Raw genomic sequence first — 25786 nt, 5'->3', positions numbered from 1 at the left:
AAGGGAAATGGTGCACCCGGAGCGATTCGAACGCCCGACCCTCAGATTCGTAGTCTGATGCTCTATCCAGCTGAGCTACGGGTGCGCTGGAAGGGAGACTGATCGCGGCTGGAAGCCAGGACCAAAAGCCCTTCGAATAAATGGTGCACCCGGAGCGATTCGAACGCCCGACCCTCAGATTCGTAGTCTGATGCTCTATCCAGCTGAGCTACGGGTGCACTGGAGTGGCGCGGATAGTAGGGCGCGCCGGATTGGGCAAGCCCCTTTTTTCACTTTTACCCGCCCTTCCCGCCTTTATCGGGCCACGGGGCAACTTTTGGCGTCATCCGCCGTTCGAGACGGTAATGAAAGGATGCCATCATGAGCTTCACCCTTAATGACATCGCCCTGCTGCTGATCGCACTGGTGATCGGCCTGATCCTGGGCCTGATGATGAGCGGGCGCGGGAAATATCGCCGGGCCTGGCGGGACGAGCAGGCCGCCCATCGCGCCATGCTCAAGGATCGCGACGCACAGCTGGAGGCCGCCAATGCGCGGATCGTCGCGCTGGAGAAGCGTACGCCAACGGTTGATGCCGTGCCGGGCGCTGGCGTTGCTGCGGAACGCGACGATCTGAGCCAGATCAAGGGCTTGAGCCAGTCGCAGGCGGCGTCGCTCCATGAGGCAGGCTATCATCGCTATGGCCAGATCGCCACGCTGAGCAACGAGCAGGAGGCGGCGCTGGAAGCGCGGCTGGGACTGACGCCCGGCACGATCGCGCGTGAGGATTGGCGGGAGCAGGCGCGTGCGCTGGAAGGCGGCGGGCAGCGCAAGGGACTGTTCGGCCGGATTACTACGCCGGTCTGAGCCGGGCCCGGTCTGAACCGGTAAGAAAAAGGCGGGGTTTGCGCCCCGCCTTTTGCCTTATTTCTTGTTCGCCAGAGCAGCCTGCGCCGCAGCCAGCCGGGCGATCGGCACGCGATAGGGCGAGGCCGAGACATAATCGAGGCCGGTGGCTTCGCAGAAGGCGATCGAGGCGGGGTCGCCGCCATGTTCGCCGCAAATGCCAAGTTTGATGCCGGGGCGGGTCTTGCGCCCGCGTTCGGCGGCGAGCTGGATCAGTTCACCCACACCCTCGACATCGATGCTGACGAAGGGATCGCGGGCGAAGATGCCCTTGTCCACATATTGGGTCAGGAACCGGCCAGCATCGTCACGGCTGATGCCGATCGTCGTCTGGGTAAGGTCGTTGGTGCCGAAGGAGAAGAATTCGCCGACTTCCGCGATCTCGCCCGCCTTGAGCGCGGCGCGGGGCAGTTCGATCATCGTGCCGACCAGATATTCGACGCTGTCGCCCTGTTCCGCGAACACTTCGGTCGCGACGCGATCGACGATTGCCTTCATCAGCTCCAGTTCCTTGCGGGTGGCAACGAGCGGGATCATGACTTCGGGGATCGGCGCTTCGCCACCGCGCTGCTTGACGATCAGCGCCGCCTCGAAGATCGCGCGGGCCTGCATCTCGTAGATTTCGGGATAGGTGACGCCCAGGCGGCAACCGCGATGGCCCAGCATCGGGTTGAATTCATGCAGTTCATTGGCACGACGCTTCAATACTTCGACGCCGACGCCAGCCGCCTTGGCTACTTCCTCAAATTCCGCCTCGGCATGGGGGAGGAATTCGTGCAGCGGCGGATCGAGCAGGCGGATGGTGACGGGCAGGCCCGCCATCACCATGAAAATCTGCGCGAAATCGTCACGCTGTTCGGGCAGCAGCCGGTCGAGCGCGACGCGGCGGCCCTTTTCGCTGTCGGCCAGGATCATTTCGCGCACGGCGGTGATGCGGGCCGCGTCGAAGAACATATGTTCGGTGCGGCACAGGCCGACGCCTTCCGCGCCGAATTCACGCGCGACCTTGCAGTCCTGCGGCGTTTCGGCGTTGGCGCGGACCTTGAGGCGACGCACCTTGTCGGCCCAGACCATCAGGGTGCCGAAGTCGCCGGCCAGTTCGGGCTGAACGGTCGGGACTTCGCCCGCCATCACTTCGCCGGTAGAACCGTCGAGCGTGAGGATGTCGCCTTCCTTGAGCTCGCGGCCACCGACGCGCAGGATCTTGGCGCTATTGTCGATCGAGATGCCGCCAGCGCCGGACACGCAGGGGCGGCCCATGCCGCGGGCGACGACGGCGGCGTGGCTGGTCATGCCGCCGCGGGCGGTCAGGATGCCCTTGGCCGCGTGCATGCCGTGAATATCCTCCGGCGAGGTTTCCACGCGCACCAGGATGACGGCGTCGCCCATTTCGTTACGGCGCTCGGCCGTATCGGCGTCGAACACGATCAGACCCGACGCGGCACCGGGGCTGGCGGGCAGCCCCTTGGTCAGCACGTCGCGCGGCGCCTTTGGATCGAGCGTGGGGTGAAGCAGCTGGTCGAGCGCGGCGGGATCGACGCGGGCGACGGCTTCTTCTTCAGTGATCAGCCCTTCATGCGCCATGTCCACGGCCATTTTGAGCGCGGCCTTGGCGGTGCGCTTGCCCGACCGGGTCTGGAGCATCCACAGCTTGCCCTGCTGCACCGTGAATTCGATGTCCTGCATGTCGCGATAATGGGTTTCGAGGATCTGGAACACCTTGGCCAGTTCGGCATAGGTTTCCGGCATCGCCTCTTCCATCGACAGCGGCTTGGCCCCTGCCCGTTCGCGCGCGGCTTTGGTCAGATATTGCGGGGTGCGGATGCCTGCGACGACGTCTTCACCCTGGGCGTTGATCAGGAATTCGCCATAATAGACATTCTCGCCGGTCGACGGGTCGCGGGTGAAGGCGACGCCGGTGGCCGAGGTTTCGCCCATATTGCCGAACACCATCGCCTGCACATTGACGGCAGTGCCCCATTCGCCGGGGATGTTGTTGAGGCGGCGATAGACTTTCGCGCGTTCCGACTGCCACGACCCGAATACGGCGCTGATCGCGCCCCAGAGCTGGTCATGGACGTCCTGCGGGAAAGGCTTGTTCCACAGCTTTTCCACCAGCGCCTTATATTCGGCAACCAGCGCCTTCCAGTCGTCCGCCGTCATTTCGGTGTCGAGGGTGTAGCCCTGATCTTCCTTGGCGATTTCCAGCGCTTCCTCGAACGCGCCATGGTCCAGTTCCAGCACGACGTCCGAATACATCTGGATGAAGCGGCGATAGCTGTCCCAGGCGAAACGCTCGTCGCCCGACGTGTTGGCGAGGCCGACGACGGTTTCGTCGTTAAGGCCAAGGTTGAGGACCGTGTCCATCATGCCGGGCATGGAGGCGCGCGCGCCGGAGCGGACCGAGACGAGCAACGGATCGGCAGCGTTGCCGAACGTCTTGCCAGTGATGCCTTCGATATGGGCGAGGCCAGTGGCGACTTCCGCCTTCACGCTGTCGGGATAGACGCCGCCATCTTCATAATAGCGGGTGCACATGGCCGTCGTGATGGTGAAGCCGGGAGGCACCGGCAAGCCGATCGCGGCCATGCCGTCGAGATTGGCGCCCTTGCCGCCCAGAAGATTGCGGTCCCCCTGACCGCCATCATCGACGCCGCCGCCAAAACGATAAACATAGCGCGTTGCGGTCGTCGTCATCATGCCCTCTTCTGTATTCTTCATTCCCGGCACTCCCTGCACTGATTGCCGATTATATTGCATCACAACAATCTGACATGCATAGCCAGATCATGCGCGTTCGAATAGGATTATTACGCCTTAACTTCGTACTTTTCCCGGCAAACGTAACATTTTATTACGTCATCCGGTAATTTTCGAAAAGTCCGCTACACTGTGAACGGCATCGCGGACCCGCGCCAGAAGGGCGAGGCGGGCGGCGCGCTTGTCCGCATCGGGATCATTGACCGTCACGCTTTCAAAGAAGGCGTCGATGGGCGCGCGGAGCGTTGCAAGGGCCGCCATCGCGCCCTCGAAATCCTCCGCCGCCACCGCCTGAGCCGTGCGCGGTTCCGCCACGTCGAGCGCGGCGATGAGCGCAGCTTCGGCTATTTCGGGGGTGTAGGAAAGAGGCCCGTCATTCCCGCGAAGGCGGGAATCCATCGTCGCGGCTGTGTCTGGTTGCTCGGTTGGGAGATGGGTCCCAGCCTTCGCGGGGATGACGGTGGTGGGTTGGGCAGGCGCTTCCTTCTTGAGGATGTTCGCGGCACGCTTGTAGCCCGCCAGCAGGTTTGCGCCATCGTCGGTCGCGACGAAGGACTGGAGCGCATGGACGCGGGCGAGCAGGCGGACGAGATCATCCTCGCCGCCCAAGGCGAACACCGCGTCGATCAGGTCGTGGCGGACGCCGGCTTCCTTCTGCTGGACCTTGAGGCGGTCGCCAGCAAACATCAGCACCTTATATCGTAGTTCGATAAATTCGTCGTTTCTTCCGCGCTGTAGTAACTCATTCCATTTTTGGAATCGCCCAGCGTCCCCACCCTTTGGCTCTAAAACACTAGCGATTTTATCGCGAACCATGGTTAATTTTTGAATCTCTATTAAACTAAATAACTGCGTTATTTCTTGGTTAAGCGCAATATTTTTTCTATTCTGTTCCGTAGCGTCCTGAAAATCACTACTCATTTGCTGGAAAGTAATAGAAACCCAGTGCAAAATGATCTGGTTTATGTGAACGCGAAGGTTATTGAATTCCAGAACTGCGATGCCAGCGATCATCGACCTCCGCAAAGCAAATGGGTCTTTGCTGCCAGTCGGTGCCAAGTCTACAGACAAAAATGCGAAAATAGTATCCAGCTTATCCGCCAAACTCACCGCTACCGTGACCGGCGCGGTGGGGACGTCGTCGCCCTGGCCGACCGGCTTGTAATGGTCGCGGATGGCGTCGGCTACGGCGTCGGGTAGGCCTTCGGCGCGGGCGTAGTAGCCGCCCATGACGCCTTGCAGTTCGGGGAATTCGCCGACCATTTCGGTGACGAGGTCGGCCTTGCAGAGGCGGGCGGCCTGTTCGGCGAGGTCTGCCAACCGATCCTTCGTCATGCCAGCGGAAGCTGGCATCTCAGGCGTTGGGACGCTGCCGCCTGAGACCCCAGCCTTCGCTGGGGTGACGGTGGTGGTTGGGGTGACGATGCCCTCTTCCACCAGCCAGCGGGCGAGTTTCGCCACGCGCTCGACCTTGTCGGCGACGGTGCCGAGTTTCTCGTGGAAGGTGATGCGTTTCAGCTTCTTTGCGTGATCCTCCAGCCGGGTCTTGCGGTCCTGTTCCCAGAAGAAGCGAGCGTCCGAGAGGCGTGCGGCCAGTACCTTGCGGTTGCCGGCAATGATCGCCGCGCCGCCATCCTTCGCCTCGATATTGGCGGTGCAGATGAAGGCGGGGGCGAGTTTGCCCTCGCCATCGCGCAGGACGAAATATTTCTGGTTGATGCGCAGGGTCAGCTGGATGACTTCAGGCGGCACCTCCAGGAAGGCGGAGTCGAAATCGCCCAGCAGCGGGACCGGCCATTCGGTGAGGCCCGCATTTTCCGCGATCAGCCCCTTGTCCTCGACCACGGTGTAGCCGTGGGCGGCGGCGGCCTGTGCCGATTTTTCCGCGATGATCGACTGGCGTTCCTGATGGCTGACGATGACATGGCAGGCGCGCAGCTTTTCGGCGTAATCGCTCGCGCCGCCGATGGTGATCTCGCCGCTATGGTGGAAGCGGTGGCCGAGCGTCGCGTAGCCCGACTGGATGCCGTCGACTTCGCAGGAGATAAGGTCCTCGCCCAAAATCGCGACGATGCCCTGCAACGGGCGGACCCAGCGCAGGCTTTCGGTGGTCTGGGACGCGATGCCCCAGCGCATCGATTTGGGCCAGGGGAAGGCGCGGATGATGGCGGGTATGGCTTGGGCCAGCACGTCTGCGGTCGCGCGGCCGGGCTTGTTGACGACGGCGAACCAGACGCCGTCGCGATCCTCCAGCTGGTCCTGGGTCAGGCCGGTCTTGCGCAGGAAGCCTTCGAGCGCCTGGGGCGGCGCGCTGGTGCGCGGGCCTTTATGCTCTTCGCTGACGGCGGCGGTTTCCAGCGGCAGGTCGCGGGCGATGAGCGCCAGGCGGCGCGGCGTCACGAAACTGTCGATCGCGCCGGGGGTGAGGCCGGACTTGGCCAGTTCCTCGGTAAACAGGCGGGCGAGATCGTCGCTGGCCTTCAATTGCATGCGCGCGGGAATTTCCTCGCAGCGCAGTTCGAGGAGGAAGTCAGTCATTTATCGCATCCCAAACCGTTCGGGCTGAGCTTGTCGAAGCCCGCCCCTGAACGCAGTGAAGGTACTTCGCCTTCGGCTCAGTGGAGCCCTTCGACAGGCTCAGGGCGAACGGGTTTAAATTTGTGCCCATCACGCCGTCCATCCGTTGGATTCCATCCATGCTTCGCAGCTGCCCTTGGCCATGTCGCGGACCTGGCCCATGTAGCTGGCGCGTTCCTGTACGGAGATGACGCCGCGGGCCTGTAGCAGGTTGAAGGTGTGCGATGCCTTGATCGCCTGCTCGAACGCGGCGAGCGGGACGCCATTGTCGATGCACTGGCGCCATTCGGCCTGGCAATCCTTGAACCAGCGGAACAGTTTTTCCGTGTCGGCGACCTCGAAATTCCATTTCGACATCTGCTTTTCATTGTCGAGGAACACGTCGCCATAGGTGACGCCCGCGTCGTTGAATTTCAGGTTATAGACGCTGTCGACGCCCTGGATATACATGGCGAGCCGTTCTAGCCCGTAGGTCAGTTCGCCCGCGACCGGCTTGCAGTCATAACCGCCCATCTGCTGAAAATAGGTAAACTGGCTGACTTCCATGCCGTCGCACCAGACTTCCCAGCCCAGCCCCCAGGCGCCCAGCGTCGGGCTTTCCCAGTCATCCTCGACAAAGCGGATGTCATGGACCAGCGGATCGATGCCGATTTCCATCAGCGACCCCAGATAGAGATCCTGAAGGTTGGCGGGCGACGGCTTCATGATCACCTGATATTGGTAATAATGCTGAAGCCGGTTGGGATTTTCGCCATAGCGGCCATCGGTCGGGCGGCGGCTGGGCTGGACATAGGCGGCGTTCCACGGCTTTGGCCCCAGCGCGCGCAAGGTGGTCGCGGGGTGGAAGGTGCCTGCGCCCACTTCCATGTCATAGGGCTGGAGGATGACGCAGCCCTGTTTCCCCCAATAGGCATGGAGAGTCAGGATGAGGTCCTGGAAGGAAAGCGCTTTGCCTTCGGCCACGGGTGATCCTTGCGATATGACGGTTTATCTTGGCGTCGCGCATTGGCGTATGGGGCTGATACGGTCAAGGGAGACGCGCGCAAAACAGGGTTAAGCAGCTTGCCCTTGGGCCGCCCTGCACGCATGTGTGCGGCATGAAGATGCTTCGTTTATGCGCCGCTGCGCTGTTGATGATGAGTGGCGTGGCGCAGGCGCGCCCGGCCACGCCCGCCAATATCGTCGCCACCCCCGCCCTGTGGCGGGTGCAGGATGCGGACACCACAATCTACCTGTTTGGCACCGTCCATGTGATGAAGCCGGGGATCGACTGGTTCCGCGGCGATGTGAAGGCCGCGTTTGACGGGGCGGACGAGCTGGTGCTGGAGATCATCGAGCCGGACGATCCCAATGCCATGGGCGCTGTCATGATGAGCAAGGCGGTCGCGGGCGACGGGGTGGCGCTGTCGGACCGGCTGGACGACGCGGCGCGGGCGAAATATCGCGCGGCGATGGAGGCCAATGCGATGCCGTGGCAGGCATTCGAACGCTTTGCCCCGTGGATGGCGGGCATGGCGCTGTCGGTCGCGCCGCTCCAGAAGCTGGGCTACCGGGCCGATCTGGGCGCGGAAAAGATATTGCGCGCGGCGGCGGTGAAGGCGGGCAAGCAGGTCGAGGCGCTGGAGACGGTCGAGCAGCAGATCGATTTCTTCGCCACGCTGCCGATGGCGCAACAGATCGAATTTCTGAACGCGACGGTCGATGGATTGCCGGAGATGGAGGGCGAGTTTGCCAAGCTGCTGCGCTATTGGCAGGCGGGCGACCCCAAGCGGCTGGCCAGGTCGATGAACGAATCGCTCGAAGCGACGCCGCAGCTGGCGCAGACATTGCTGACCGGGCGCAATGCGAACTGGGCGCAGTGGATAAAGGGGCGGATGGACCGGCCCGGCACGGTGTTCGTGGCCGTGGGCGCTGGGCATCTGGCGGGCAAGGGCAGCGTGCAGGATCAGTTGAAGGCGCTGGGCATCAAGACCCGGCGCGTGAAGGAGTAAGCGGCGATGCGGCTGTTCACCCGATTTCTGGCGCATTTTCTGGCATTCTGTGCGCTGACGCTGGTTGCCGCCTGTGGCAGCGACCCTGTCCCCTCGCCCGCTGCAAAGGATGGCCCGGCGCTGTGGCAGGTGCAGCGCGGCGACATGAAGGGATGGCTGTTCGGCACCATCCATGTGCTGCCCAAGGGGGTAGCGTGGGAGACGCCGACGATCCGCGCAGCGATGGCCAAGGCCGACCGGCTGGTGCTGGAGGCGGCGGATTTGCAGGACGAGGAGAAAACGCTCGCCCTGTTCGAATCCATGGGGCGCAGTCCGGGCCTGCCGCCACTCGAAGCGCGCGTGCCGGACAAGGAGAAGGCTGCGCTGGACAAGGCGATCAGCGATGGCGGGACCAGCACGCAAATATTGTCAGGCTATGAAAGCTGGGCAGCGGCGATGCTGCTGTCGGCGGCGACGCAACAGGGGCTGGGTGTCAGTCAGGATGACGGAGTCGAGCCGGTACTGATCGCGGCCTTCACGAAGGCAGGCAAGCCGATTGGCGGGCTGGAGACGATAGAGCGGCAGTTCGGCGCGTTCGACACGCTGCCGCAAGCGGCGCAATCGCGCCTGCTGGTGCAGACCGTGCATGAGGCCAAGGATATGAAGGGGCTGTATGACCGCATCCTCAAAGCCTGGAGCACGGGCGACATGGAAGCGATCGCCAGGGAGGACCAGATTGGCGAGCAGCCCGACCCGGTGGTCGAGGAAGCGGTGCTGGTGGCGCGCAACCGCGACTGGGTGAAAGCCATCGAACCGATGAAGGGCGCGCCGTTCATCGCGGTGGGCGCCGGGCATCTGACGGGGCGGGAGAATCTGATCGACCTGCTGAAGGCGCGCGGGTTTGCGGTGACGCGGGTGCAGTAGGCGCTTTGTGCTCCCGCGAAGGCGGGAGTCCAGTCGAGACGTATGAACTGGGCTCCCGCCTTCGCGGGAGCACCGCGTGTTGGCCCGCTTGCTTTCTGGGACTTTTCTGCTAAAGGGCGCGCTCCCGCTATGGTCATCCCTGGAGGCGTGGCGGGAAAAGTAACTCAAACCAGCTTTTGGAGACACGCAATGAGCGAGCAGCTTACGCTGTCGGCCGAGGCACGCGATCGGGCAGGCAAGGGAGCCTCCCGCGCCCTCCGCCGTGAGGGCCGCGTACCCGCCGTCATCTATGGAATGAACGAAGAACCCCTGTCGATCCATGTCGAGGAAAAGCTCCTCAACAAGCTGCTCGGCACCGGCCACTTCTTCAATTCGGTCATCATGGTCGAAGTGAACGGCAAGACCGTCCGCACCCTGCCCAAGGATGTGGCCTTCCACCCCGTTTCGGACCGTCCGCTGCACGCCGACTTCCTGCGCGTTGCCGAACATGCCAGCGTGACCGTCGCGGTCCCTGTGCGTTTCGAAAATGAAGCCGCCTCGCCCGGCCTCAAGAAGGGTGGCGTGCTGAACGTCGTTCGTCATGATGTCGAACTGGTCGTCGATGCTTCCGAAATCCCCGACGATGTCGTGGTCGACCTGACCGGCTTCGAAGTCGGTGATTCGATCCACATCAGCGCGGTGACGCTGCCCAAGGGCGCGAAGCCCGCGATCGAGGATCGCGACTTCACGATCGCGACCATCGTCGCCCCGTCGGCTCTCAAGAGCGCCGAAGGTGAAGGCGAGGCCGAGGCGGAAGCCGAATAAGCCTTTCGACCGTATAACGGTTCAGCTCAACCCCGTTCGGGCTGGGCTTGTCGGACCAGGCGGTTCGACAGGCTCAGGGCGAACGGGGTTTTGTCGTGAAGGAGCAAGCGACGATGCAAATCTGGGTGGGCCTGGGCAATCCGGGCGCGCAATATGCGATGCACCGGCATAATGTCGGCTTCATGGTCGCAGACCTGATCGCGGACCTGTATCGCTTCTCCCCGCCCCGCAAGCAGTTTCAGGGCTGGACCCAGGAAGGGCGGATAGGGCCGGAGAAGATCCTGCTGCTCAAACCCGCGACATTCATGAACGAAAGCGGGCGGGCCGTTGGCGAGGCCATGCGCTTCTACAAGCTGACGCCGCAGGACGTGACCGTCTTTCACGACGAACTGGATCTGGCGCCGATGAAGGTGAAGGTGAAGCGTGGCGGCGGCAATGCCGGGCATAACGGCCTGCGATCGACCGACGCGCATATCGGCGCGGATTTCCGCCGGGTGCGGATCGGCATCGGTCATCCGGGGCACAAGGACCGGGTGCATGACTATGTGCTGGGCAATTATCACAAGAGCGAGAGCGACGCGCTGGCCGACATGCTGGGCGCGATCGGCGCGGAAGCGGAATGGCTGGCGAAGAATGACGATGCGCGGTTCATGAACGAAGTCGCGCTGCGGCTGGCGGATTGAGCGGGCGGGCAGGCAATAACTGCATTGCGAATTGTCACAACGCCGGGCCATAAGGGCGCGGGACATTGCGTCTTGCAGGGGGTTACCGGGTGATTCAGACAGTTTCGACCACGCCGTTCAACGATCAGAAGCCGGGGACGTCGGGCCTGCGCAAGAAGGTGAAGGTCTTTGCCCAGCCCCATTATGCCGAAAATTTCGTCCAGTCCGTGTTCGACAGCCTGGAGGGCTTTGCCGGGCAGACGCTGGTGGTGGGTGGCGACGGGCGCTATCTCAATCGCGAGGTCATCCAGATCGTCCTGAAAATGGCGGCGGCCAACGGATTTGGTCGGGTGCTGGTGGGTCAGGGCGGCATTTTGTCGACGCCAGCCGCGTCGCACCTGATCCGCGCGTCGGGCGCTTTTGGCGGACTGGTGCTGTCGGCCAGCCACAATCCGGGCGGACCGGACGAGGATTTCGGGATCAAATATAATGTCGGCAATGGCGGCCCGGCACCGGAGAAGGTGACCGATGCGATCCATGCGCGCACGCTGACGATCGACCAGTATCGCATATTGGACGCCGCCGACGTCGATCTGGACCATATCGGCACCAGCCGGATGGGCGACATGCTGGTCGAGGTGGTCGATCCGGTCACGGGCTATGCCGACCTGATGGAGCAATTGTTCGATTTCGGCGCGATCCGGGCGATGATCGCGGGCGGCTTCACGCTGGCGTTCGATTCCATGAGCGCGGTGACCGGCCCCTATGCGGTCGAGATATTCGAGCGGCGGCTGGGGGCGCCCGTGGGCACGGTGATAAACGGCACCCCCCTGCCCGATTTCGGCCATCACCATCCCGACCCCAATCTGGTCCACGCCAAAGAGCTTTACGACAAGATGATGGCCGTCGACGCGCCCGATTTCGGCGCGGCGTCGGACGGCGATGGTGACCGCAACCTGATCATCGGGCGGCATTGCTATGTTACGCCGTCGGATTCGCTGGCGGTGCTGGCCGCGAACGCGCATTTCGCGCCCGGTTACAAGGCCGGGTTGAAGGGCATTGCCCGGTCGATGCCGACCAGCGGCGCGGCCGATCGGGTTGCGGAGAAACTGGGCGTTGCGCTCTACGAAACGCCGACCGGCTGGAAATTCTTCGGCAATCTGCTCGACGCAGGCATGGCGACCATCTGCGGCGAGGAAAGCGCGGGCACCGGGTCCGACCATGTGCGCGAAAAGGACGGCATCTGGGCGGTGCTGCTATGGCTGAACATCGTCGCAGCGCGTCAGCAGAGCGTCGCGGCGATCATGGCCGATCATTGGGCGACCTATGGCCGCAACTATTACGCCCGGCATGATTATGAGGCCATCGCGACCGATCGGGCCGATGCGCTGATGGCGGCGCTGCGCGGCAAGATCGACAGTCTGGCGGGAACCGGCAACAGCGGCGGGACGATCAGCGCGGCGGATGATTTTGCCTATACCGACCCGACCGACGGATCGGTCAGCCGCAATCAGGGCGTGCGTATATTGTTCGAGGATGGATCGCGGGTCGTGTTCCGCCTGTCGGGCACCGGCACGCAGGGGGCAACGCTGCGCGTCTATATCGAGCGGTATATGGCGCCCGATGGCGACCTTAATCTGGCGACGGGGGACGCGCTGGCCCCGCTCGTCGCCGCCGCGCAGGAACTGGCCGACATTCGCGGCTATACCGCCATGGATGCGCCGAGCGTCATCACCTGATCGGTCCGATATTGTCGCCGATGGGGCAAAGGCTGGCCAATGCACGGCGAAACCGCTATCGGGCGCGCCATCGGATTTGAAGTGAAGGCAGTCAAATGGGTTTTCGTTGCGGTATCGTCGGGCTTCCCAATGTGGGCAAGTCCACCCTGTTCAATGCGCTGACCGAAACGCAGGCGGCGCAGGCGGCGAATTATCCCTTCTGCACGATCGAGCCGAACGAGGGGCGCGTGGCTGTGCCGGACCCCCGGTTGGAGACGATCGCGAAGATTGGCGGGTCGCAGAAGATCATCGAGACGCAGCTGGCGTTTGTCGACATTGCCGGCCTGGTCCGCGGCGCGTCCAAGGGTGAAGGGCTGGGCAACCAGTTCCTGGCCAATATCCGCGAAACCGACGCCATCGTTCATGTGCTGCGCTGTTTCGAGGATGACGACATCACCCATGTCGAGGGCAAGGTCGATCCGATCGCTGACGCCGAGACGGTCGAGACCGAATTGATGCTGGCCGATCTGGAAAGCCTGGAAAAGCGCGTGCCCAATCTGCTGAAGAAGGGCGCGCAGGGCGACAAGGAGGCCAAGGCCGCCGCTTCCGTGCTGGGGCAGACGCTGGAATTGCTGCGCGATGGCAAGCCTGCGCGCCTGACCCAGCCGCGCGATGACGAGGAAGCCCGCCTCTTCGCGCAGGCGCAGCTGCTGACGGCCAAGCCCGTCCTCTATGTCTGCAATGTCGAGGAAGGCGCGGCGGCGCAGGGCAATGCCCATTCCGCACGGGTGTTCGAAAAGGCGGCGGCGGAAAATGCCAGCGCGGTCATCGTGTCGGCGGCGATCGAGGCCGAACTGGTGACCATGCCGGTCGAGGAGCGCGGCGAATATCTGGAAGCCCTGGGGCTGACCGAGGCGGGCCTCGCGCGGATCATCCGGGCTGGCTATGAGTTGCTGGGCCTCATCACCTTCTTCACCGTGGGACCGAAGGAAGCGCGCGCCTGGACCGTGCACAAGGGGTCGAAAGCCCCGCAGGCGGCTGGCGCGATCCATACCGATTTCGAAAAAGGCTTCATCCGCGCGGAAACCATGGCCTATGCCGACTATGTCCAGTTCAATGGCGAGGCGGGTGCCAAGGAAGCAGGCAAGTGGCGGTCCGAAGGCAAGGACTATGTGACGCAGGACGGCGACATCATGCTGTTCCGGTTTAACGTTTGATCTGTCCTTTATCCGTTCGGGCTGAGCCTGTCGAAGCCCTGCCCTTCTGCGCATAGAAGAACGGCCCTTCGACAAGCTCAGGGCGAACGGAGGACGCGGAAATCATTCTCAAATTCGCCTTCCCGCCCAGCGTTGATGCCGACACCCGGCTGCTGATCCTGGGCAGCCTGCCCGGCGATGTGTCGATCGCGCGGCAGGAATATTATGCGCATCGGGGCAATGCGTTCTGGGCGCTGATCGGCGATGTGGTGGGCGAGGCGTTGGTCGGGCAGCCCTATGCGCTGCGGCTGGAGCGTTTGCGGGCGCGGGGCGTGGGGCTGTGGGACGTGATCGCCAGCGCGACCCGGCCCGGCAGTCTGGACAGCTTGATCAGCGATGCGCAGCTTCGTGATCTCGGCCAATTCGTTGCGGCCCTGCCCGCTTTGCAGGCGGTCGCGTTCAACGGCAGGACGGCAGCGCTGCATGCACGACGGCAATTGGCGGGGCGGGACGACCTGACGCTGATCGACCTCCCTTCCTCCAGCGGCGCGCATGCCACGTTGTCGCGCGCGCAGAAGGCGGAGCGGTGGCGGGTCTTGCGCGATTGGATCGTCTGACGTGCTTGCGTCGATCTGTCATATTGCGAAGCTAGGGCAGCAGGCTAAGACACAGTCGTAAAACAGCCATACAGAAAGTCGCCGCCATGTTTTCCCGTCGCCAGTTACTGACCGTTGCAACTACGGTGCCGCTGATCGGCGCGCCCGCATTGTTGAAGGCGCAAAGCTGGTTTGCGGGCTACCCCTTTGCCTTGGGCGTCACGTCGGGCGATCCGGCGGCGGACGGTTTCGTCATCTGGACCAAGCTGGCCCCCAAGCCGTTCGAGCCGCATGGCGGCATGCCGATGGTGCCGCTGCCGGTGAAATGGGAAGTGGCGAGCGACGACAGGTTCAAGACCATCGTGGCTTCGGGCGAGGCGACGGCGCGGCCGGAACTGGGCCATAGCGTCCATGTCGAGGTGACGGGTTTGCAACCCGACCGGCCCTATTGGTATCGCTTTACCCTGGGCAGCGACCAGTCGTCGCGCGGGCGGGCGCGCACTTTGCCGCTGGCCTCGGCCAGTCTTGCCAGCCTGAAATTCGGGGTCGCGGGCTGCCAGAATTATGAGGATGGGCTGTTCACCGCATTCCGCCATCTGGCGCGCGAGGATGACCTGAATTTCGTCTTTCACTATGGCGATTTCATCTATGAATATAAGCAGCGCGGACCCGATTATGACAAGGACGGGTTGCCGGAGGATCAGGTCCGCCATCATATCGGCCAGGATTGTTTCGACGTGGCCGATTACCGGCTGCGCTATGCGCAATATCTGAGCGACTATGACCTGCAGGCCGCGCGCGCGAACCACACATGGTTTTCGACCTTCGACGATCATGAGGTCGAAAATAACTGGGTCGGCGACCATGACTGGAAGGATGTGCCGCCGGAGATTTTCCGCCTGCGCCGTCAGGCCGGGTTGCAAGTATGGTATGAATATATGCCGGTGCGCGCCGCGATGCTGCCGCGCGACGGCATCATCACCAACATGTATCGCGAGGCGCGCTTTGGCGACCTGCTGTCGATCGACTTTCTGGACACCCGATCCTTCCGCAGCGACCAGCCGTGCAATGACGGGTTCAAACCCTATTGTTCCGGCATTGACGACAGCAAGGCGACGGTCATTTCGGCGCAGGAGGAAAGCTGGCTGGTCGATAATCTGAAGCGTGGGCGGACCAAATGGAATTGCCTGGCGCAGCAGGTGATGATGATGTCGCTCGACCGGCGCCGCTATGCTGACGAGAAGGCGAAAATCTATAATATCGACAGTTGGGCCGGCTATAGCGTGCCGCGCAACCGCTTGCTGGCCAAGATGCGCGGGCTGGACAATGTGATCGTGCTGACCGGGGACGAGCACCAGAATTTCGCCGGGCTGCTCGACAATGGCGACAAGACCGTGGCGGTGGAATTTGTGTCGACCTCGATCTCTTCCGGCGGCAACGGGTCCGACCTGCGAACCGGCAGCGACATGATGCTGAAGAACAATCCGGAGCTGAAGTTCATCAACGACCAGCGCGGCTATCTGGTGTGCGAAGTGACGCCCGATGCGTGGACAACCAAGGCGCGGGTGGTGGATCAGGTATCCACGCCGGGCGGCGCGATCAGCACGCGCGCGACCATGACGGTGCCGCGCGGCCAGCCTTCACTCCACATTAGCTGACATTGACGTAAACGTAACTTCGCATTAGGTCCGTCATGAAAGGAAATATCATGGCGGACGCGACAGTCTATTTCGAGGATATTGCAGTGGGCGATAGCATCGCCTTTGGTCCTCTGACGGTGAGCCGGGAGGAGACGATCGCCTTCGCCGCCGAGTTTGACGCACAGCCCTTTCATCTGTCCGATGAGGCAGCCGCTGCCACCCATTTCGGCACGCTGTCGGCCAGCGGATGGCACACCACCGCCCTGTTCATGAAGATGTTTGTGACCGAGATGCAGCGCGATCCGGGGCGGCAGGCGGCGAGTCTGGGCGCGATGGGCGTTGACGAGCTTCGCTGGCTGCGCCCGGTGCGGCCCGGCGACACGCTGCGCGGCACCAGCGAGGTGATTGCCAAGAAGGCGTCGCAAAGCCGCCCGGAAATGGGCATCGTTCACAGCAAGGTGACGATCCTCAATCAGGATGACGACGCGGTGCTGACCATGATCCCGATTGCATTGTGGCGGACGCGGCCGGTTTGAGTCTGATGCGGTAGCGGCGTGTTCCCGCGCAGGCGGGAACCCAGTTCGACCGTAGGACTGGGTTCCCGCCTGCGCGGGAACACGCTGTCTGTGTTACTGGGGCTGGTTGGCCAGTGCGTCGGCCGCCATCACTCGCACATCGGCGGCTTTCGACCCCGCAATCTGCACCAGATGCCGCCCGGCGGGCAGGTCGAACCACACGATCTTGCGGATGCCCGAACAGTCCGGGCCATGACCATGTTCGACCGAGGCGATCGCCTGCGTCCCCATGACGACGTCAACCCAGGCCGGGCCATCTAGTGCGATCCCGACCCGCGCCGCCTGCTTGAGCGACAGGGTGAAGAGACCGCCATGCCCATCGTTCGCCCCTTTGCCGGGCGGCGCGGCGAATTGGACATGGGCGGCGGGCGTCAGCGTGGCGGTGACCGGCTTTCCCAGGATCAGCGCGGGCGCGCCATGAGCCTGAACGCCCGCCTTTGCCCGTCCGCTCTGGGTCCAGCTGGTCCAGGGTTCGGCCAATGGTGCGGGCGCTGTGCATTGCGTGGCGGCAACCGGGGCTGCGGCAAGTAGTAAGGCAGCGAGGATCGTCATCAGATCACTTCCTTCCGAACAATTTTTCTATGTCGCCATGGCCCAGCTTCACCCAGGTCGGGCGACCATGGTTGCACTGGCCAGAGCGTGGCGTGACTTCCATTTCGCGCAGCAGGGCGTTCATTTCCGCGACGCTGAGCACCCGGCCCGCGCGAACCGATCCGTGACAGGCCATGGTCGCGGCGACGAGGTCGAGCCGTTCCTTCAGCGACAGGGCGCTGTCATAGGCGGCGAGATCGTCGGCCAGATCCTTGACGAGGCCCTGGACATCCGACTGGCCGAGCATGGCCGGTACGGCGCGGACCAGCATGGCGGACGGGCCGAAGCGTTCGAGGTCTAGGCCGAAGTCGTGCAATTCCGGCGCGCGCGATTCCAGCCGGTCGCAGGCGGGTTCTTCCAGTTCGACGACTTCGGGCAGCAGCAACGCCTGCGACTGGACGCCCTGCCCTTCCATCGCCCGGCGCATCCTCTCCAGCGTCAGCCGTTCATGGGCGGCGTGTTGATCGACGATGACGAGGCCGTCTTCCGCTTCCGCGACGATGTAAGTGCGCGCGACCTGGCCGCGCGCGACGCCCAGCGGGAAGCTCTGCCCTTCCGGGGCGGGGGCCATGGCGGGTTCGGCGCGCGCTTGGGGCGGCGGGGTCATGAAGCTGGAACGGCGATCGCCGAAGGAAGATGCGGCGAGCGGGTTATAGCTGACCGGCGCGGCGTCAAAGATCGGCATCGCGCCGATCGGCGTGGGCGAGACGGGTTCGGCGCGCCAGGCGGACAGCGCGGCGGGATCAGCATTCTGGACCGCGCGAAAGCCCTGTTCGTCGAGCGCGCGGCGCAGGCCCGAAATGATCATGCCCCGGATCATCGCGGGATCACGGAAGCGCACCTCCGTCTTGGCGGGATGGACATTGACGTCCACGTCGAGCGGCGGGACGTCGAGGAACAGGGCCACCACCGGATGCCGATCGCGCGCCAGCATGTCCGCATAGGCGCCGCGCAATGCGCCGATGAGCAGTCGGTCGCGCACGGGGCGGCCATTGACGAACAGATATTGATGATCGCCCACGCCGCGGTTGTAGGTGGGAATGGAGGCGACGCCCGACAGGCGCACGCCTTCGCGCGCCAGGCTGATGATGACATGATTGTCCGCCAGCGCCCGGTCCGTCAGCGCGGCGACCCTTTCTTCCCGCGCATCGCCCGCCTGCACCCCCAGCGTCCGGCGACCGTCATGTTCCAGCGCGAAAGCAACGGCGGGATGTGCCATTGCGAGACGACGGACAATGTCGAGACAGGCGGCATATTCCGCCTTGGCCGATCGCAGGAATTTGCGGCGGGCGGGCACCTTGGCGAAAAGCTGCTCGATGGTGACACGGGTGCCGGGGGGCAAGGCGGCTGGCCCCTCCGCCACCAATTGCCCATTGTCGACCGTGCGGTTCCAGCCCTCCCCGCCCTGCCGCCGGCTGTCGATCGACAGGCGCGCGACACTGGCGATGGACGGCAGCGCTTCGCCACGGAAACCCAGACTGGCCACATTTTCCATGGCATCGTCATCGGGCATCTTGGATGTCGCGTGCCGTTCCAGCGCCAGCGCCATGTCGACCGAATCCATGCCGACACCGTCGTCGCTCACCTCGATCCGGTCGAGTCCGCCGTTCGACAGGCGGATCGCGATGCGAGTCGCGCCAGCGTCCAACGCATTTTCAACAATTTCCTTGAGCGCGCTGGCGGGTCTTTCAACCACTTCACCGGCAGCGATACGATTGACCAGATGTTCGGGCAGGCGGCGTATTGACATTGATTAGGGACTAGCCCAATCGGTCGCTTTCCGCGACCCGCGACGCCAAATATTTTGCACTGCACAGGACAACTGAACAGGGCAGAAGCCATTTAGCGCAGCGACGAACGGAACAGCTTTCCGACCGGTCCCCAGTCGCGTCGCGGGGACGGCGGGCGATACAGGATAAGGCATGTCGATCTTCTCGCGTCTCTTCAAATTCACTTCGCAGGATATGGCCATCGACCTGGGCACCGCCAATACGGTGGTCTATGTGCGCGGTCGCGGCATTGTATTGAACGAGCCGTCGGTGGTGGCGGTCGAAACGCTGAACGGCGTGAAGCGGGTGAAGGCGGTCGGCGTCGACGCCAAGCTGATGATGGGCAAGACCCCGGATTCGATCGAGGCCATCCGGCCGCTGCGTGACGGCGTGATTGCCGACATCGACGTCGCCGAACAGATGATCAAGCATTTCATCACCAAAGTGCATGGCGGCAAGCACAGCCCCTGGCGCGCGCCTGAAATCGTGATTTGCGTGCCGTCCGGCTCCACCAGCGTCGAGCGTCGCGCCATTCGCGATGCCGCCAGCAATGCCGGTGCGCGGCAGGTGTTCCTGATCGAGGAACCGATGGCCGCCGCGATCGGCGCGGACATGCCCGTGACCGAGCCGATCGGTTCGATGGTCGTCGACATTGGCGGCGGCACCACCGAAGTCGCCGTGCTGTCGCTGCGTGGCCTGGCCTATACCACCAGCGTGCGCGTGGGCGGCGACAAGATGGACGAAGCGATCGTGTCCTTCGTGCGCCGTCATCACAATCTGCTGATCGGCGAAGCCACGGCGGAACGGATCAAGAAGCAATATGGCATCGCCCAGTCGCCCGCCGATGGCGTGGGTGAGACGATCCATATCAAGGGCCGCGATCTGGTGAACGGCGTGCCCAAGGAAATCAGCATCAATCAGGGCCAGATTGCCGATGCCCTGGCCGAACCGATCAGCACGATCGTGGAAGGCGTGCGGATCGCGCTGGAAAATACCGCGCCCGAACTGGCCGCCGACATTGTCGATCAGGGCATCGTCCTGACTGGTGGCGGTGCGTTGCTGCATGGTCTGGACGACGAATTGCGCGACGAAACCGGCCTGCCCGTGACCATCGCCGAAGACCCGCTGACCTGCGTGGCGATCGGCACTGGCCGTGCGATGGAAGATCCGATCTTCCGGGGTGTATTGCAAACCGCCTGATCGTTAGGCCAGAGCGAAAGGGACGCGTAGATGGCGCGGCCACCCAGCCGACGCCCCGGACACAACCGGAAGGCGCAATATAGCCTGTTCGCCAGCTATGTGGTGGCGGTCACCGGCGCAGCGATCGGGCTGTTGCTGATCGTCGTCGCGATCTTCGATCCCACCGGGTTTGCAGGTATTCGCGCAGTTACCGCCGAATTGACCCGCCCTGTGTCCGTGGGCCTGAAAAACATGGTGAGCGGGGTCAGTTCCATCGACGAAGTGCTGGCCGCCTATTGGCGTGCGGGGTCGCAGAATGTCGCGCTGCGCCGCCAGGTGGAGGCGGATCGCAACCGCATCATCGAAGCCAAGGCCGTGGCGCAGGAAAATGCGCGGCTCAAGAAATTGCTCAAGCTGGTCGATGAGGATGCCAGCCAGTTGCTGACGGCGCGGCTGATCAGTTCCTCCTCCAGCAGTGCGCGGCGCTTTGCTCGCCTTAATGCGGGGCGGTGGCAGGGCGTGCAGCCGGGCATGCCGGTGCGCGCGACGGAAGGGCTGATCGGACGGGTGCATAGCACCACGCCCAACACGTCCGACGTCCTGTTGCTGACCGATAGCGGCAGCATCGTGCCGGTGCGGCGGGCGAATGACAATGTGCCCGCCATCGCGACCGGGGCCGGCGACGGATCGCTGGAAATCCGGTCGCTGTCGGCCGGGCGCAATCCGTTCAAGCCGGGCGATCTGCTGGTCACATCGGGCATTGGCGGCATATATCAGCCCAACATTCCCGTTGCGGTCGTCGTGCGGGTGCAGGGCGAAATCGCCTGGGGCTTCCCGCTGGCCAATCCATCGCGCGTCGATGCGGTCGTGGTCGAGCGCGCGTTCGAACAGGTCGTGACACGCCCCGACCCAGGCGCACCCGCCGCGGCGGATGGCGCAGAGCCGGGCAATGTAGCGACGCCATGATCGATCGGCACCTTCACTATGTGCCGCGCCTGGGGCGGAACCCGTCCCGCTTTCGGCTGGCGGGCATCCCGGTCATCACCGTCATGCTGGGATCGTCCGTCACGGCGCTGCCCGTGATCGCGCAATCGCCGGTCATGCCGCCCTTTGGCCTGCTGTTTCTGCTATCCTGGCGATTGTTGCGCCCGGAATTGTGGCGGGCGTGGATCGGCCTGCCGCTCGGCCTGTTCGACGACATGATGAGCGGGCAGCCGATCGGTTCCGCCATGTTCCTGTGGACCATCATGCTGATAGGCGTCGACGCGGTCGAGCATCGCATGATATGGCGTAGTTACCGACAGGACTGGCTGATCGCCGGTTTCGCCATTATAGTCTGCATGGCCGGCGGGCTGTTCTTTGCCCGCATCACCGGCGGAGGCGATGTGAGGTTGCTGTTGGTCGCGCCACAGATGTTCTGGACGATATTATTATTTCCCTTCGTCGTCCGGCAATGCGCGCGGATCGACCGCTGGCGCGTGATGGCATGAAATTTCCCGGTTCCAAACGCCAGATCATCACCGAAGCCGCCCAGTCCTTCACCTTCACCCGCCGCACCATGGTGCTGGGGGCGCTCCAGGGGGCGGTCGGCGCCGTGCTGGCCGCGCGAATGGCGTGGATCAGCGTGGCGGAGAATGAGAAATATTCGCTCCTGTCGGAGAGCAACCGCGTCAACCTGACGCTCATTCCGCCACGCCGGGGCTGGATCATCGACCGCCATGGTCGGCCGCTGGCCAACAACCGCACCGATTTTCGCGTCGACCTGATCCCGCAGCGGGTGGTAGACGCCGATGCGACGGTGAAGCATCTGGCGCAATTGCTGAGCCTGGAGCCGGACGAGGTCGATCGCATTCGCGAGGAACTGGACAAGTCGGCCGGGTTCCGCCCGGTGCAGGTCGCCGACAAGCTGACCTACGACCAATATGCCGCGGTCAGCGTACGCCTGCCCGACCTGCCGGGCGTTGCGCCCAGCCAGGGCTTTTCGCGCCATTATCCGGGCGGGTCCACAGTCGGTCATTTGCTGGGCTATGTCGGCGCGGCGACGGCGGAGGAATATAAGGAACGCAAGAATCCGCTGCTGATCACGCCGGGTTTCAAGGTCGGCAAGGACGGGCTGGAGCGCGCCTTTGACGAACATCTGACCGGCAAGCCAGGGGCCAAGCGGGTCGAGGTGACGGCGCGCGGCAAGATCGTGCGGGAACTGACCACCCGACCCGATACGCCCGGCCATTCGATCAAGCTGACCATCGACGCGGGATTGCAGGAATATGCCGGACGGCGGCTGGCGACGCAGAGCGGTTCCGTCGTCGTCATCGATTGCGCCAATGGCGATGTGCTGGCGATGGCGTCGATGCCCAGTTTCGATCCGAACAGTTTTTCGGACGGCATCAGCCATATGGAATGGGCCATGTTGTCGCAGGATGACCATGTCCCGTTGCGCAACAAGACGTTGCAGGGGCTTTATCCCCCCGGATCGACCGTCAAGCCGATGGTGGCGCTCGCACTGCTGGAAGCGGGCATCGGGCCGCAGGAAACGGTCGGCTGCTCCGGGGCGCTGCGCGTCGGCAATACGCTGTTCCACTGCCACAAGCGGCGCGGCCATGGCGCGGTCAACATGCGGACCGCCATCGCCCAGAGTTGCGACATATATTTCTACCAGATGGCCCAACGCATCGGCATGGACCGGATCGCGGCGATGGCGCGGCGGTGCGGCATGGGCCAGCGTTTCGACCTGCCCTTCCCCAGCCAAAGCTATGGCACGGTGCCCGACCCGGCCTGGAAGCTGAAGAAATATGACCAGAAATGGCAGGTGTATGACACGGTGAACGCCACCATCGGTCAGGGCTATATGCTGATCAATCCGCTGCAAATGGCGGTGATGGCCGCGCGGCTGGCGACCGGCAAGCAACTCATGCCCAATTTCCTGCACGGCGCGAAGCGTCCCGAGCCTGCTTTGGTCGGCGCATCCGAAGAGCATCTGGTCGTCATTCGCGACGCAATGAGCGCAGTCGTCAATGGCGGCGGCACGGGCGGGGCCGCGCGCATGTCCATCCCCGGCGTGCTGATCGCCGGCAAGACCGGCACCGCGCAGGTCCGGCGCATCACCATGGCCGAGCGCGCGGGCGGGGTACGCGGCAACAGCTCACTGGCGTTCAAGCTGCGCGACCATGCCCTGTTCCAGGGTTTCGCGCCGTTCGACAATCCGCGCTATGCGGTCGCCTGCATCATCGAACATGGCGGGCATTTGATCCGTAACGAGGACGCGCCGATGATCGCCAGCGATACGCTGTCCTATCTGTTCGATCCCAAGAAGGCGATGGAGAAGCTGGAGACGCTGGAAAAGGGCTGGGGCGGCACCCCGTCGGAAAGGCAGGCGCGGCAAATGGGCGCGTTCCGCCTGGCCCGCGCGATCGAGAAGGGTGAAGTACCGCCACCTGCCGCCGACAATGGCAGCAACGCAGCAGCGGCGGGCAACAGCGCCACGCCAGCACCAGCGGCACCACCAGCCGACGAGTCGGACGACGCCCCTCCTCCCCCCGGCAGCAATGCGGCGGATGCGCCATGAGCATCATTCCCCAGCCCATCACCCAATTCCCCTGGCGCGTCATGGCGCTGCTGCTGGCCATCGCGGTTTTCGGTACGCTGGTCCTGTACAGCGCAGCGGGGGGCAGCATCTTCCCCTGGGCGACCAACCAGGCGGTGCGCTTCTGCATATTTTCCGCGATGGCGCTGGTCCTTAGCCGCATCCCGCTGGAAATTTTCGCGCGGTTTGCCTTTCCCGCCTATGGCGCCATTCTGGTGGCGCTGTTTCTGGTCGAGTTGATCGGCGGAGTCGCGGGGGGAAGCCAGCGCTGGATCAATCTGGGCTTCATGCAGCTTCAGCCATCCGAATTCATGAAGCCGGTCATCGTGCTGGCCGTGGCGCAATTCTATGCGCGCCTGCCGGTGGGCGAAATCCGCAGCTGGAACGCGATCTGGCCCGCTCTCCTGCTGATCGGCATGCCATGGTCGCTGGTGTTGATCCAGCCGGACCTGGGAACCGCAACGATGATCCTGGCTGGCGGCGTGACCGTCATGTTTTTGGCCGGCTTGCCGCTGCGGCTGTTCATCGGATCGGGGCTGACCGTGGCTGCCATCGTGCCGATCGCCTTCAGCTTCCTGCACGACTATCAAAAGAAGCGCGTCCTCATCTTCCTGGACCCGGAAAGCGATCCGCTGGGCGCGGGCTATCATATCAGCCAGTCCAAGATCGCAATCGGTTCGGGCGGTATCTGGGGCAAGGGGTTCCTGCAGGGATCACAAAGCCATCTCGACTATCTGCCCGAAGGCCATACCGATTTCGTCTTCGCCACCATGGCGGAGGAATGGGGCATGGCCGGTGGCCTGTTGCTGATCGGCGCATTCATGCTGCTGTTCCGCTGGGGCCTGCGCGTGGCGATGCGTACGAACGACCGCTTCGCCCGGCTGGTCGCGGCGGGGCTGACGACGACGATCTTCTTCTATGTCGCCATCAACCTGATGATGGTGATGGGCCTGGCCCCGGTGGTGGGCATCCCCCTGCCCTTCATGTCCTATGGCGGATCATCGATGCTGACCGTCATGCTGTGCGTGGGCATCATCATGGCGATCGACCGCTCCAACAGCCGCGCGAACAACCCCCGAAACTGGGGCTGAAGCCGCCCCCGCGCAATATTTCTGCAACCCAACGCAATTTAGGGTTTGCGAATCCCGATGACGCTGCTAATTGCCCGCCCACGCCAACGGGCACTGGTCATCCAGACCGCCCGATTGCCGGTGTGGACGCATAGCTCAGTTGGTAGAGCAGCTGACTCTTAATCAGCGGGTCCTAGGTTCGAGCCCTAGTGCGTCCACCATTTTTCGACCGCCAGCACAGTAATTTGTCCCGGACATATATCGCTCCGAGCAGTATTGGTGTTTGCGTATTGCGAGCCGCTCTAAATGTCGCGCTCCAGCAACGGGCGATGAAACTCCGACGCAAAGTCTGGCGAGCCGACATGCACGACCTCTGACACATCGCGGCATGACCATATTCTGCGCCGGTGCTTCAACAGGCGGGGGACTGCCCGACGCGCCAACGAAAAATGGCCCGGCCAACGGATCGGCCGAGCCATTTTTCGTAGAGGGCGACTGTTCGATCAGAAACGCATGCCGACGCCTACGCCAAATACCAACGGGTCGAGCGCCAGCTTGACGCGCTGGACACCGGCGGCCGTGGTCGCCAATCGCGCCTTGGTGTTGATGTCGATATATTTGACATCGAAATTGAGGAAGATCTTCTCGTTCAGGTCGACATCGACGCCAACCTGCCCAGCCCAGCCGACGCTGTCCTTCATATGCACCTTGGTCTTGCCCACGGCTGTCTCCAGAGCCGTGGAGGCATCTTCTGCATAGAATAGCGTATAGTTGATGCCCGCCCCCACATAAGGCCGGATGGGACCGTCGACGACCGGATGATATTGCATCGTCAGCGTCGGCGGCAATACCCAGGTCGAGGCGAGCTTGCCAATGCTGCCGGTCGTACCCGTGCGGCCAGTGGCGCTATGCTTCGTGGTCGCGGCGATCAGTTCGAAACCGATATGGTCGGTGGCCATGTAGGTGACGTCGATTTCGGGCATGATGCTGTTGTCGACCGACACTTTTTCGCCCGGAAAGGCGGGCAGGACACTGCCGCTCTTTTCGTTCGGCGCGACCATGATCGCACGTACGCGCAGCAGGATGTCGCCTTGCTTGGCCTGAGCCGGACCGGCCACCAGTGCGCCCGCCATCGCGCCAGCCAGCAAGAAAGTCTTTATACGCATTATTGTCTCCGTCCCTGATGTTGCGGTCAATGACGCCTTGTAGGCCGGGCTGGCCGGTCGTTCCTTGACGCCGCGCAATCGGAGATTTGATCTTTCGCAATGCGGGGACGCGCGGCAGATG

21 protein-coding genes and 3 tRNA genes are annotated in these 25786 nt (G+C 63.4%); 16 read left to right on the top strand and 8 right to left on the bottom strand.

Features of this window, described 5'->3' with window-relative positions; all coding sequences use genetic code 11:
- Nucleotides 1–8 precede the first annotated feature (8 nt).
- A tRNA-Arg gene (locus SX1_RS04210) sits at nucleotides 9–85 on the bottom strand.
- A gap of 56 nt (nucleotides 86–141) precedes the next feature.
- Nucleotides 142–218, bottom strand: a tRNA-Arg gene (locus SX1_RS04205).
- Nucleotides 219–360: 142 nt separating this feature from the next.
- Between SX1_RS04205 and SX1_RS04200 the strand changes: the two genes are divergently transcribed.
- Complete coding sequence (locus SX1_RS04200; RefSeq protein ID WP_019052055.1) at nucleotides 361–846, top strand: helix-hairpin-helix domain-containing protein; 486 nt, start codon at nucleotides 361–363, stop codon at nucleotides 844–846.
- A gap of 57 nt (nucleotides 847–903) precedes the next feature.
- Here SX1_RS04200 and ppdK read toward each other — a convergent pair whose 3' ends face one another.
- The 3 genes from ppdK to SX1_RS04185 all read right to left on the bottom strand — a co-directional run bounded on the left by ppdK (nucleotide 904) and on the right by SX1_RS04185 (nucleotide 7185).
- A complete protein-coding gene (gene ppdK / locus SX1_RS04195; RefSeq protein ID WP_019052054.1) occupies nucleotides 904–3606 on the bottom strand; it encodes a pyruvate, phosphate dikinase in 2703 nt (900 codons plus the stop codon).
- A gap of 138 nt (nucleotides 3607–3744) precedes the next feature.
- Nucleotides 3745–6183 carry a glycine--tRNA ligase subunit beta gene (gene glyS / locus SX1_RS04190; protein ID WP_019052053.1) on the bottom strand — a complete coding sequence of 813 codons (2439 nt, stop codon included), beginning with the start codon at nucleotides 6181–6183 and terminating at the stop codon, nucleotides 3745–3747.
- 129 nt (nucleotides 6184–6312) lie between these two features.
- Complete coding sequence (locus SX1_RS04185) at nucleotides 6313–7185, bottom strand: glycine--tRNA ligase subunit alpha (protein WP_019052052.1); 873 nt, start codon at nucleotides 7183–7185, stop codon at nucleotides 6313–6315.
- 134 nt (nucleotides 7186–7319) lie between these two features.
- Here SX1_RS04185 and SX1_RS04180 point away from each other — a divergent pair, with 134 nt between their 5' ends.
- From SX1_RS04180 to SX1_RS04140, 9 genes are all read left to right on the top strand, one after another.
- A complete protein-coding gene (locus SX1_RS04180; protein ID WP_019052051.1) occupies nucleotides 7320–8213 on the top strand; it encodes a TraB/GumN family protein in 894 nt (297 codons plus the stop codon).
- A gap of 6 nt (nucleotides 8214–8219) precedes the next feature.
- Nucleotides 8220–9116, top strand: a complete 897-nt coding sequence (locus SX1_RS04175; RefSeq protein WP_019052050.1) for a TraB/GumN family protein — start codon at nucleotides 8220–8222, stop codon at nucleotides 9114–9116.
- Between the two features lie 189 nt (nucleotides 9117–9305).
- Nucleotides 9306–9920, top strand: coding sequence for a 50S ribosomal protein L25/general stress protein Ctc (locus tag SX1_RS04170; RefSeq protein ID WP_017183664.1), 615 nt, complete (start codon nucleotides 9306–9308; stop codon nucleotides 9918–9920).
- 113 nt (nucleotides 9921–10033) lie between these two features.
- Nucleotides 10034–10603, top strand: coding sequence for an aminoacyl-tRNA hydrolase (gene pth, locus SX1_RS04165; protein ID WP_019052049.1), 570 nt, complete (start codon nucleotides 10034–10036; stop codon nucleotides 10601–10603).
- Between the two features lie 89 nt (nucleotides 10604–10692).
- The gene (locus tag SX1_RS04160; protein WP_019052048.1) at nucleotides 10693–12321 is read left to right on the top strand and encodes an alpha-D-glucose phosphate-specific phosphoglucomutase; all 1629 of its coding nucleotides are present in this window, start codon (nucleotides 10693–10695) and stop codon (nucleotides 12319–12321) included.
- Between the two features lie 95 nt (nucleotides 12322–12416).
- Complete coding sequence (ychF, locus tag SX1_RS04155) at nucleotides 12417–13517, top strand: redox-regulated ATPase YchF (RefSeq protein ID WP_017183661.1); 1101 nt, start codon at nucleotides 12417–12419, stop codon at nucleotides 13515–13517.
- Nucleotides 13518–13618: 101 nt separating this feature from the next.
- Nucleotides 13619–14113: a DNA-deoxyinosine glycosylase gene (locus tag SX1_RS04150; RefSeq protein WP_026149496.1), complete on the top strand. Its 495-nt coding sequence runs from the start codon at nucleotides 13619–13621 to the stop codon at nucleotides 14111–14113.
- An 86-nt stretch (nucleotides 14114–14199) separates the two neighbouring features.
- Nucleotides 14200–15750: an alkaline phosphatase D family protein gene (locus SX1_RS04145; RefSeq protein WP_026149495.1), complete on the top strand. Its 1551-nt coding sequence runs from the start codon at nucleotides 14200–14202 to the stop codon at nucleotides 15748–15750.
- A 50-nt stretch (nucleotides 15751–15800) separates the two neighbouring features.
- A complete protein-coding gene (locus tag SX1_RS04140; RefSeq protein WP_026149494.1) occupies nucleotides 15801–16268 on the top strand; it encodes a MaoC family dehydratase in 468 nt (155 codons plus the stop codon).
- Between the two features lie 93 nt (nucleotides 16269–16361).
- On the opposite strand, the gene SX1_RS04135 is transcribed toward SX1_RS04140, so the two are convergent.
- Both SX1_RS04135 and mutL read right to left on the bottom strand, forming a co-directional pair.
- A complete protein-coding gene (locus SX1_RS04135; RefSeq protein WP_026149493.1) occupies nucleotides 16362–16859 on the bottom strand; it encodes a hypothetical protein in 498 nt (165 codons plus the stop codon).
- A 4-nt stretch (nucleotides 16860–16863) separates the two neighbouring features.
- Nucleotides 16864–18648 (bottom strand): DNA mismatch repair endonuclease MutL, encoded by a 1785-nt coding sequence (gene mutL / locus SX1_RS04130; protein WP_019052042.1) that lies wholly within the window; start codon nucleotides 18646–18648, stop codon nucleotides 16864–16866.
- Nucleotides 18649–18820: 172 nt separating this feature from the next.
- Here mutL and SX1_RS04125 point away from each other — a divergent pair, with 172 nt between their 5' ends.
- From SX1_RS04125 to SX1_RS04100, 6 genes are all read left to right on the top strand, one after another.
- Entirely contained in the window at nucleotides 18821–19867 is a 1047-nt protein-coding gene (locus tag SX1_RS04125) for a rod shape-determining protein (protein ID WP_017183095.1), read from the top strand.
- A gap of 30 nt (nucleotides 19868–19897) precedes the next feature.
- Nucleotides 19898–20812, top strand: coding sequence for a rod shape-determining protein MreC (gene mreC, locus SX1_RS04120; RefSeq protein WP_019052041.1), 915 nt, complete (start codon nucleotides 19898–19900; stop codon nucleotides 20810–20812).
- Nucleotides 20809–21336: a rod shape-determining protein MreD gene (mreD, locus tag SX1_RS04115; RefSeq protein WP_017183093.1), complete on the top strand. Its 528-nt coding sequence runs from the start codon at nucleotides 20809–20811 to the stop codon at nucleotides 21334–21336. Before mreC ends, mreD begins: the two co-directional genes overlap by 4 nt.
- Nucleotides 21333–23411 (top strand): penicillin-binding protein 2, encoded by a 2079-nt coding sequence (mrdA, locus tag SX1_RS04110; protein ID WP_026149492.1) that lies wholly within the window; start codon nucleotides 21333–21335, stop codon nucleotides 23409–23411. The genes mreD and mrdA overlap by 4 nt, the downstream gene beginning before the upstream one ends.
- Complete coding sequence (gene rodA / locus SX1_RS04105) at nucleotides 23408–24520, top strand: rod shape-determining protein RodA (protein ID WP_017183091.1); 1113 nt, start codon at nucleotides 23408–23410, stop codon at nucleotides 24518–24520. Before mrdA ends, rodA begins: the two co-directional genes overlap by 4 nt.
- A gap of 124 nt (nucleotides 24521–24644) precedes the next feature.
- Nucleotides 24645–24720: transfer RNA gene (locus SX1_RS04100), tRNA-Lys, on the top strand.
- Nucleotides 24721–25002: 282 nt separating this feature from the next.
- Here SX1_RS04100 and SX1_RS04095 read toward each other — a convergent pair.
- Entirely contained in the window at nucleotides 25003–25665 is a 663-nt protein-coding gene (locus SX1_RS04095; protein ID WP_019052039.1) for an OmpW/AlkL family protein, read from the bottom strand.
- Nucleotides 25666–25786 lie beyond the last annotated feature (121 nt).

The organism is Sphingobium xenophagum NBRC 107872 (assembly GCF_000367345.1).
Classification (GTDB): Bacteria; Pseudomonadota; Alphaproteobacteria; order Sphingomonadales; family Sphingomonadaceae; genus Sphingobium; species Sphingobium xenophagum.
The sequence above is the reverse complement of the archived record's forward strand: the minus strand, read 5'-3'. Positions and strand labels throughout refer to the sequence as shown.

What these genes read in the sequence shown, in the direction of transcription:
- pth (WP_019052049.1), top strand. Translation starts at nt 10,034, where the DNA reads ATGCAAATCTGGGTGGGCCTGGGCAATCCGGGCGCGCAATATGCGATG.
- glyS (WP_019052053.1), bottom strand. Translation starts at nt 6,183, where the DNA reads ATGACTGACTTCCTCCTCGAACTGCGCTGCGAGGAAATTCCCGCGCGC.
- mutL (WP_019052042.1), bottom strand. Translation starts at nt 18,648, where the DNA reads ATGTCAATACGCCGCCTGCCCGAACATCTGGTCAATCGTATCGCTGCC.
- ppdK (WP_019052054.1), bottom strand. Translation starts at nt 3,606, where the DNA reads ATGAAGAATACAGAAGAGGGCATGATGACGACGACCGCAACGCGCTAT.
- ychF (WP_017183661.1), top strand. Translation starts at nt 12,417, where the DNA reads ATGGGTTTTCGTTGCGGTATCGTCGGGCTTCCCAATGTGGGCAAGTCC.
- SX1_RS04170 (WP_017183664.1), top strand. Translation starts at nt 9,306, where the DNA reads ATGAGCGAGCAGCTTACGCTGTCGGCCGAGGCACGCGATCGGGCAGGC.
- SX1_RS04095 (WP_019052039.1), bottom strand. Translation starts at nt 25,665, where the DNA reads ATGCGTATAAAGACTTTCTTGCTGGCTGGCGCGATGGCGGGCGCACTG.
- SX1_RS04180 (WP_019052051.1), top strand. Translation starts at nt 7,320, where the DNA reads ATGAAGATGCTTCGTTTATGCGCCGCTGCGCTGTTGATGATGAGTGGC.
- rodA (WP_017183091.1), top strand. Translation starts at nt 23,408, where the DNA reads ATGAGCATCATTCCCCAGCCCATCACCCAATTCCCCTGGCGCGTCATG.
- mrdA (WP_026149492.1), top strand. Translation starts at nt 21,333, where the DNA reads ATGAAATTTCCCGGTTCCAAACGCCAGATCATCACCGAAGCCGCCCAG.
- SX1_RS04145 (WP_026149495.1), top strand. Translation starts at nt 14,200, where the DNA reads ATGTTTTCCCGTCGCCAGTTACTGACCGTTGCAACTACGGTGCCGCTG.
- mreD (WP_017183093.1), top strand. Translation starts at nt 20,809, where the DNA reads ATGATCGATCGGCACCTTCACTATGTGCCGCGCCTGGGGCGGAACCCG.
- SX1_RS04135 (WP_026149493.1), bottom strand. Translation starts at nt 16,859, where the DNA reads ATGACGATCCTCGCTGCCTTACTACTTGCCGCAGCCCCGGTTGCCGCC.
- SX1_RS04175 (WP_019052050.1), top strand. Translation starts at nt 8,220, where the DNA reads ATGCGGCTGTTCACCCGATTTCTGGCGCATTTTCTGGCATTCTGTGCG.
- SX1_RS04125 (WP_017183095.1), top strand. Translation starts at nt 18,821, where the DNA reads ATGTCGATCTTCTCGCGTCTCTTCAAATTCACTTCGCAGGATATGGCC.
- SX1_RS04140 (WP_026149494.1), top strand. Translation starts at nt 15,801, where the DNA reads ATGGCGGACGCGACAGTCTATTTCGAGGATATTGCAGTGGGCGATAGC.
- SX1_RS04200 (WP_019052055.1), top strand. Translation starts at nt 361, where the DNA reads ATGAGCTTCACCCTTAATGACATCGCCCTGCTGCTGATCGCACTGGTG.
- mreC (WP_019052041.1), top strand. Translation starts at nt 19,898, where the DNA reads ATGGCGCGGCCACCCAGCCGACGCCCCGGACACAACCGGAAGGCGCAA.